This is a genomic window from Streptomyces niveiscabiei (genome assembly GCF_001419795.1).
Lineage (GTDB): Bacteria > Actinomycetota > Actinomycetes > Streptomycetales > Streptomycetaceae > Streptomyces > Streptomyces niveiscabiei.
The window spans coordinates 1-7557 of record NZ_LIRL01000701.1; the positions used below are offsets into that span (position 1 = coordinate 1).

The 7557-nt window shown below is 69.8% G+C and carries 7 protein-coding genes and 1 pseudogene; 2 read left to right on the plus strand and 6 right to left on the minus strand.

The window, feature by feature from the left end:
* The first annotated feature begins 284 nt into the window (after positions 1-284).
* Entirely contained in the window at positions 285-722 is a 438-nt protein-coding gene (locus AOK24_RS30930) for a single-stranded DNA-binding protein (protein ID WP_055723343.1), read from the plus strand.
* 292 nt (positions 723-1014) lie between these two features.
* A complete protein-coding gene (locus tag AOK24_RS30935) occupies positions 1015-2418 on the plus strand; it encodes a TQXA domain-containing protein (protein WP_055723344.1) in 1404 nt (467 codons plus the stop codon).
* A gap of 221 nt (positions 2419-2639) precedes the next feature.
* Here AOK24_RS30935 and AOK24_RS30940 read toward each other — a convergent pair whose 3' ends face one another.
* The 6 genes and pseudogenes from AOK24_RS30940 to AOK24_RS30960 form a co-directional block, all read right to left on the minus strand.
* Positions 2640-3893 carry a tyrosine-type recombinase/integrase gene (locus tag AOK24_RS30940; RefSeq protein WP_055723345.1) on the minus strand — a complete coding sequence of 418 codons (1254 nt, stop codon included), beginning with the start codon at positions 3891-3893 and terminating at the stop codon, positions 2640-2642.
* Between the two features lie 92 nt (positions 3894-3985).
* Positions 3986-4258, minus strand: coding sequence for a helix-turn-helix transcriptional regulator (locus tag AOK24_RS30945; RefSeq protein WP_055723346.1), 273 nt, complete (start codon positions 4256-4258; stop codon positions 3986-3988).
* A gap of 425 nt (positions 4259-4683) precedes the next feature.
* On the minus strand, positions 4684-6162 hold the full coding sequence (locus tag AOK24_RS30950; protein WP_055723348.1) for a hypothetical protein: 1479 nt from the start codon (positions 6160-6162) through the stop codon (positions 4684-4686).
* Between the two features lie 2 nt (positions 6163-6164).
* Complete coding sequence (locus AOK24_RS30955) at positions 6165-7010, minus strand: bifunctional DNA primase/polymerase (protein WP_055723347.1); 846 nt, start codon at positions 7008-7010, stop codon at positions 6165-6167.
* Positions 7011-7099: 89 nt separating this feature from the next.
* On the minus strand, positions 7100-7267 hold the full coding sequence (locus AOK24_RS49340) for a hypothetical protein (RefSeq protein WP_165854500.1): 168 nt from the start codon (positions 7265-7267) through the stop codon (positions 7100-7102).
* A 12-nt stretch (positions 7268-7279) separates the two neighbouring features.
* Positions 7280-7557: pseudogene (locus AOK24_RS30960) on the minus strand (hypothetical protein); the annotation flags it as partial.

Here is a 7557-nt window from a genome sequence, read left to right on the forward strand (position 1 = left end):
GTGGTGGGGGTGGGGGGCCGGTAGACGGCCCGGTGGGCGGCGGTGCCGGTGTCCGGTGCCGCCGCTCTTCCGTGTACGGAGGGTGATCCTTCGTGTGTGCGGAGGGTGATCCGTGCAGGTGATCCACAGGCCGCGTGACGTGGTGTCACTCGATCGGGTGGCGGGGTTTTCCCCAGGCCGGGTGGTTGTCCACAGGGCTCGGCGGGATTTTCGCGGCCGGTCCAGTCTGGTTCTGCGGCGATCACGAACGGCGTGGTCGGCGCGTGACAGACAAGGGATGAGCGATGAACGAGGTCACGATGTGCGCGGTGGGGAACGTCGCGACGCAGCCCGTCTACCGGGAGCTCGCGGCCGGCGCCTCGGCGCGGTTCCGGCTCGCGGCGACCGCGCGGTACTGGGACCGGGAGAAGAACGAGTGGGTGGACGGGCACACCAACTTCTTCACGGTGTGGGCCAACCGGCAGCTCGCCGTGAACGTGGCGGCGTCGCTGTCGGTGGGGGACCCGGTGGTCGTGCAGGGGCGGCTGAAAGTGCGCTCGGACCTGCGGGACGGGCAGAACTGGACGTCCGCCGACATCGACGCGTCGGCGATCGGACACGATCTGGCGCGGGGCACCTCGGCGTTCGTCCGCGCGGCCAAGGCGGAGCCGGCGGGCGGGCGGCCGGAGCAGGAGCCGGAGTGGGAGACGCCGGCGGAGCGGGAGCCGGTGAGCGTGGCGTGAGGCCAAGAGGCGGCTGACAGCGCCGGGTTGAGGCTTATCGGCGGATCACACCTCGCGCGGGAGCGGATCAACTGCCGTGAAAGAGCGTTGATTTGTCGATAAGCCCGGTTCTCCGGCCCATCGGAGCGATCTTGGGATAACGATTCCGATTCGGATCGGTTGCCCGATGATCCGACGGGGAAAGGGGCCGCGCTGCTCTCTCTAGGATGCGCGACATGGCCCTTGTGGCTTCCGATTCTGCTGGTGGGACCCCGTCCCCCACGTCAACGGGTCCCGCTCGAAGGGGAATTGCGTGCTTTCTTCGATCACTGTGCCGCTCGCCCGAGGGGTCGGCCGCCTCGCCGCGGTGACCCTGGTGTCCGGGCTCGCCGCCGCCGGAGTCCTGGCCGGCGCGGGCCAGGCCGCCGCCGCCGCGGGTGCGCAGGCGCAGGGCGGGGCGACCGCGACCATAGGCGGACTGAAGGTCTACGGCAGCGCGGTGCTCCACGAGGAGGGCGGCGACCAGGAGATCCCGGCGGGGCTGTTCGAGATGTCCGTCGACGGCGGGGGGACGCTCCAGACGTACTGCGTCGACGTCTACACCCCCACCCAGAAGGACGCGAAGTACCACGAGACCGCGTGGAGCGGGACCTCGCTGGCCGCCAACAAGCGGGCCGGGCGCATTGGGTGGATCCTCCAGAACTCCTATCCGCAGGTCAACGACCTCGCCTCGCTCGCCGGGAAGGCCGGGATCAAGAGCGGGCTCACCGAGCAGGACGCGGCGGCCGGAACGCAGGTGGCGATCTGGCGGTACTCGGACGGGGCGGACGTCGACGCGGTCGATCCGCAGGCGCGCCAGCTCGCCGACTACCTGGAGAAGGCCGCCCGCGACGCCGCCGAGCCGCCCGCGTCCCTCACCGTCGACACCCCGGCCGTCTCCGGCAAGCCCGGTGACCTGCTCGGGCCGGTGACCGTGCACACCGACGCCGGGACCGTGTCCGTGGCGCCGCCGCCGGACGCCGCGATCAGCGGGGTGCGGGTCGTCGACGCGGACGGGAAGCCGGTCACCTCGGCCGGTGACGGGAGCCGGCTGTACTTCGAGGTGCCGGCCGAGGCCGCCGCCGGGTCCGCGCGGGTGACGCTCCAGGCGTCGACGACCGTGCCCGTCGGGCGCGCGTTCGTCTCCGAGGGGCGCAGCCAGACCCAGATCCTCGCCGGGTCCAGCGAGTCGACGGTCTCCGCGAGCGCGGTGGCCAGCTGGGGCGCGGCCGGGGCGGTGCCCGCGCTCTCCGCCGCGCGGGACTGCCGGAAGAACGGCCTCGACATCACCGCGTCCAACAAGGGCGACCAGCCGTACACGTTCGCGCTCCTCACGGCCGAGTACACGGTGGGCGCGGGCGAGACCCGCACCTTCACGGTCCCCCTCCAGGAGGACCAGCCCTACGACTTCACCCTCACGACCCCCCAGGGCACGGCCCCCCGCTTCACCGGCGTCCTCGACTGCGAGACCCAGTCCCGCACGACCTCCAACCTCACCACCCAGACCTACAGCGACCCGACCCCCGCGACGGTCCTCCCGGCCACCCCGACCAACCTCGCGGTCACGGGCTCCGACAGCGCGACCCCCCTCATCGCCGGAACCGCCATCGGCCTCGTCCTCGTCGGAGGCGCGGCGCTGGTCCTGACGGCGAGGAGGAACCAGGGCGCGGGGAAGTAGGCGAGCCGGACCGCCGGGAACGCACGGTGACCGGCCGGTCACCCGCACCCGACGAGGAAAACCCCAGGTCACCCCACCCCCGCCCAACAGGTTTCCGCCCAGGGATGGACGTACGGCAAGATGGGGTGTGTCTTGCGATCTCGAACCTAAAAACGGCCCCTGAGCTGCGGCGGAACCGCTAGGCAGGGGCCGTTTTGGGGCCGTGGGCCGTCTGTGGGCCGTCAGGCCGCTGATGGGACCCATAGAGGATGCACGCGTTGGAAGACGTTCGACACAGCCGCGCGCGCCTTCTCGTCGCTGCTCGGCAGGAGATGAGTGTAGATCCGCAGTGTGAATCCGGGGTCGGAGTGTCCCAGGTAGATGCTCAGCGCCTTGATGCTCCCACCTGCCTCCAGGACCACCGAGGCGTAGAAGTGCCGCAGCGCGTGCATGCCGTCGTCAGGGGCGGCGGCATAGCGCCGTGTGCCCGGCAGCCGTGGCGGGATGACGCCCGCATGCGCGAGCGCGGGTTTCCATACGAAGTCGTCGAAGTAGCTTCGCCAGATGGCTTTGCCCACGCCGCTGGTGAAGACCAGTTCGAACGTCACCAATGGTCCGTCAGGCGTCTTCCAGGGCAGCGTGACCGGCACGGGCGGGAACAACTCCATGTGTTCCTGCAAGCCAGCTCCGACAACAGGGCTGAGCGGCGCGTCCCGGAGCTTGCCCCGTTTGGGGGGAGCGAAGACCAGGGCCCCGCCCACGCGTTTGATCTGCTGACGGACGTGCACCCAACCCGTGGCGAAGTCCAAGTTGTCCTTGGCGAGCCCGAACACCTCACCCTGACGGAGGCCACAGCCCGCGCCGGCGTCCACGGTGGCCGCATATCGAGGGGGCAGACCTGCGCGAACAGTCACTACGCGTTCTTCGGACCACGGCACGATCAACCGGTCTTCGGATACAGGGGCCTTGACCGACTGGGCGTGACAGGGGTTCGCCCTGATCACTTTGTCGTCTACCGCCGCATTGAACAGCGACGACACCGAGTCGTAGATGGCGCGGCGGTACGTCCCGTTCGGCACCGCCAACTGAAGCTTGTTCAGCCACGCACGCATGTGCTCGGGCTTGAACGACCCCATCGGGCGCGTCCGCAGGTACGGGACTGCGTGCAGCCGGATTCGCCTGCATACGACTTCCTGACTGACCAAGTCCGCCGTGAGTCCACCGAGGTACTTCTCCGAGTACTCGCCGAAGGTGATCTCTCCGGCCTTGGGGTCTATGTACTGGCCCGCGTCCATATCGGCTTCAATGCGGGTCAGCCACTTTTCGGCGAGGCGCTTCTGTCCGTCGGCGAAGCTCTTCGACTGCTCGGTGCCGTCGGGCCCGATGTAGCGAGCGCGGTAACGCAGTCCGGTGCCGTAGCGGTCGGTCCTGACGCGGACGGACTTGCCGTTGATGATCTCGCTCTTGTGCCAGCGATCTTGGATGTGGCTAGCCACAGTTGGGCGTCGTCCTTCGGGGTGAGACGAGTAGGAGCTGGGAGGCGGGTCTCTCTGGTTCTTCGAGGTGAAGAACCAGAGAGACCCGGGACTCAGGCGGCGTTGGAGAGTGCGGTCCGTTCCGCCTCCCACGCCTGTACGGCGGCGGGGTTGAAGCGGAGGTAGCGGCCCACGCGGAAGCCAGGCGGGCCTATGCGCTTGCGGCGCCACTGGTAGACGGTTTCGACGCTCGGGAGGCCGAACATGGTGACCAGGTCTTCGGGGGTGAGGTAACGGTCCGGGAGTCCCCCGCGCAGGGTCGCGCGGGGGTCGTCCGGGAGGCCCGAGGGGGTCTCCCGTGACTTGAGCGTTCTGGGGCTGGACACGGGGCTCCTCAGTGGGGGCTGTGTGTCCGAAGCGGGGATTTCTGCGTCATTGCGTCACCTGCGTCAATCAGGGTTCTGACCTGCGGGTTTGGGTGACGCAGCGAGTTGGGGGGTGTGTCACCCCTGACATGGGCCGTCCGTCATAGGGTGACGCCGATGACGCGGGATGACGCGGGATTCGGTGTCTGCGTCACTCGTTGTCGTCGCAGGTCATCGGCTGTCTGTCGGGCCTGTGGTGACGCGGTGACGCAGATCTTCCCTACTTAGGACAAAGAAGGGGTGGTGTCTGTGGTTTTTGCGTCCCGGTCAGGGCTTGAAGAGCGGGCCGCTTCGCGGCGCGACCTGTGCAGGGCGGCGCCGCCGCCGACAAGCAAGAGGAGCACCCCGGGCCAGGCGTGCTCCTCTTGCTTGTCGGGTTGTGCGGGTCAGAACGCGGTCTGTTGTTCGGGCGGCGGGGGCGGGGCCTGGCGGCTGATTTCGATGTAGCGGGCGGCGCTGGTGCGGCCCCAGTCGACGAGGACGCCGCGTGCGGCCAGGGTGGGCTGGATGCGCCTCAGCCGGTCGGAGAGGACTTTGCCGGTGGCGGGCCAGCCCTTGGGCAGGGGGCGGCATTCCTCGCCGCTGTAGAGGGTGGTGAGGGCGTGCAGCCATTCCGCCGACGTCATCCGGACCTCTTCGCCCGGGGCGAGTTCGGCGGCGTGCTTGAGGACCGTCTGTGCCAGGAGGTCGCCCTCGATGACGTCGTCGTTGAGGTCGTCCAGGCTGGCCCGGTACGCCTCCAGGGTTCCGAAGCCGGTGGCGGTGTCGAGCTGGGCGCACAGGTGGGCGAAGTCGGCCATGCGCAGGTCGGTCGGGGTCTCTGCCTGCGCGGCGCGGACGGTGACGGTGAGGTCGAGCAGGGAGCCGAGGACGACGGGCAGGATCTCGGCGTACTCCGACCACAGTTCCGCTTCGGTGCGGCGGACGCGGGGGCGTTCCAGGCGCAGGGTGAGGAGGCGTTCGGCGAGGTCGGGGCGGATGACGCCGACGTCGATGCCGGTCAGGAGCATGGGGCGGCGGTAGCGGGAGCGGACGACGTCGCCGTCGGTGAACAGGGCGCGCTTGATGCTCTCGGCGCCGGTGATGATGCAGCACATGAGGTCGGACAGGTCCGGTGGGAGGTGGGAGAGGTTGTCGAGGGCGGTGATCCATCCGGCCGCGACTGCCGTGATCATGTTCTCTTCGTCCTTGGGCGGGCGGCGCAGGTCGCCGGTCATGCCCTCGATGATCCGTACGAGCATCCGGCCGCCGGTCGACTTGCCGGCGCCCTGGGGGCCGGTGAGGAACGGTGCGGGGACGGGCGCGGACGGGTCGAGGCAGCCGATGAGCCAGGCGAGGGCGAGGGCTTTGGTGCGGGCGTCGGCGAAGTTGCACAGCCGCATCAGCAGGTCGATGCCCTTGCCGTCGGTGTCCCGGGTGGGGAGGGGGAGTTCGCCGGTGAGCTGGGTGCGCCGCCAGCACACCTCTTGCGGGTCGGGGGTGCGGATGTCCCAGCCGGTGGGGTGGATGCGTACGGACTGTCCGTCGTCGCGGCCGAGGTCGAGCCAGGTGGCGCCGTCGAAGCCGGGGGCGACGCGGATGTGGGTGGGCTGTACCTGTTCGGTGAGGGCGAGTGCCTCGATCAAGTCCAGTGCCTCCTTGAGGGCGGTTCCGTTGAAGACGCCGACCCCGTCGCGGTAGAGGCCGACCATGAGTTCCTGGCGGTGGCTTCCGGTGGTGCCCTGGGAGCGGATCGGGCGGGCGACGGGGTGGCCGGTGCGCTGCGCGTACACGGTCCCGTCCACGGTGCGGAAGTACCGGAAGTGGGACTGCGCGTAGTCGGTGATGACCTGCCGGGCGGGGGTCTTGTCATCGTCGTCGGACACGGTCACATCCCCAGCCGGGTGAGGGCGTTGGTCCACGCGTCGGTGCAGTGCCGGGGACTCTCGCCCTTGGCCTGCGCGGCGGTGAACAGCCGGTTGACGTGGGTGTCGGTGAGACAGCCGCACCGGCCGTGCGTCGACAGCACGGCGAGGAACGTGCGGTACACGGTCGCGTGCACCGCGCTGCGGGCCTCGCTGATGCGCTGCACGGCCATGGCGATGCCGCGTTCCAGGTAGGCGGGAGTGCGGTGACGGCAGGCCCCGCCCCCGGGCGTAGGCACGACGACAGCCTGTGCCACGGGCCGGGCGGGGGAAGACTGCCGTACGGCGAGCGCGCGTACGGCGTCCGGCAGTGCTGTGGGGGTGCCAGCACCGGGACCGAGCCAACGGGCGTAGGACATGCGCGACTTGACGTCGACACCCGGGCGGACCGCGTTCGACGACGGCATGGTGCCCTGGTAGATCCAGTGCTCACCCCGCGTCGTCGATACGATGCGGGTGGCCGGGAGGGTGGTACGCGCCCACGCGACGGCCGCTTGGTCGTCGAGGTCGACGACGCTGAGTCCGGCGCCGCCGGGGTGGTACGCGACGGCCGCCGCCTCACGCCAGACCGGCGCCCACGCCGGGGAGGCGAGGACGCGGGGGTCGGTGGTGGCGGCGGCCCACGCGTGGCACGGCGCCGCACACTCGCAGGGTCCCGGGGTCTTCATGTTCGGCCGTCCGCCGCACGCGTTGCCGGTGCAGGCGCGGCAGTTCCCGAACGGGATCTTGCCCGCGCGCAGGGGCAGGACCGGCAGTCCCGCGGCGGCCACACACAGGGCCTCTCGCAGAATGCCTACGGGTTGAGTCATGCTGGGTGCCTCCACTGTTCAGTTGGTGGGACGGTTGGCAAGAGCGGCCCCGGTTCTTTGGCGAGATGCGGGGGCCGCTCTTGGCGTAGCTAGAAGTCGGTGCCGGTCTGGTGAGCGACATAGCCGGGGCAGTAGGAGTCAGGGCAGGAGCAACCGCCGCACTCGTTGCAGACGTCGTCGGAGCACTCGTCACACAGTTCGTGGCCGGGGCATCCGTAGTCGGCGCACTCGTCGCAGTACGTGTTGTCGTCGAACACAGGAACTCCTGTTCAGCCGTGGAAGTGGTTGCGCTTGAAGACGGCTTTGCGGATGTTGACCGTCGTCCCGCCGTGACGCTCACCGCGTCCGGAGAACACCTGAACCGCGACCCACCCTCCGAAGACGACCGCCGCGAGGACGATGAGCTGGGTGATGAGAGCGGTGAGTGCGGTGATGAACGCGGTGAGGACGAACAGGCCCCCGCACACGGCCGCGAAGCCGACGCCCCCGAGTGCGACGTTCACCGCGACCCGGGACACGGGCGGCTTCGCGGCGACCGGCTCGGGCT

Coding starts and splice junctions, on each gene's coding strand:
- AOK24_RS30930 (WP_055723343.1), top strand. CDS start 285: ATGAACGAGGTCACGATGTGCGCGGTGGGGAACGTCGCGACGCAGCCC.
- AOK24_RS30955 (WP_055723347.1), bottom strand. CDS start 7,010: ATGACTCAACCCGTAGGCATTCTGCGAGAGGCCCTGTGTGTGGCCGCC.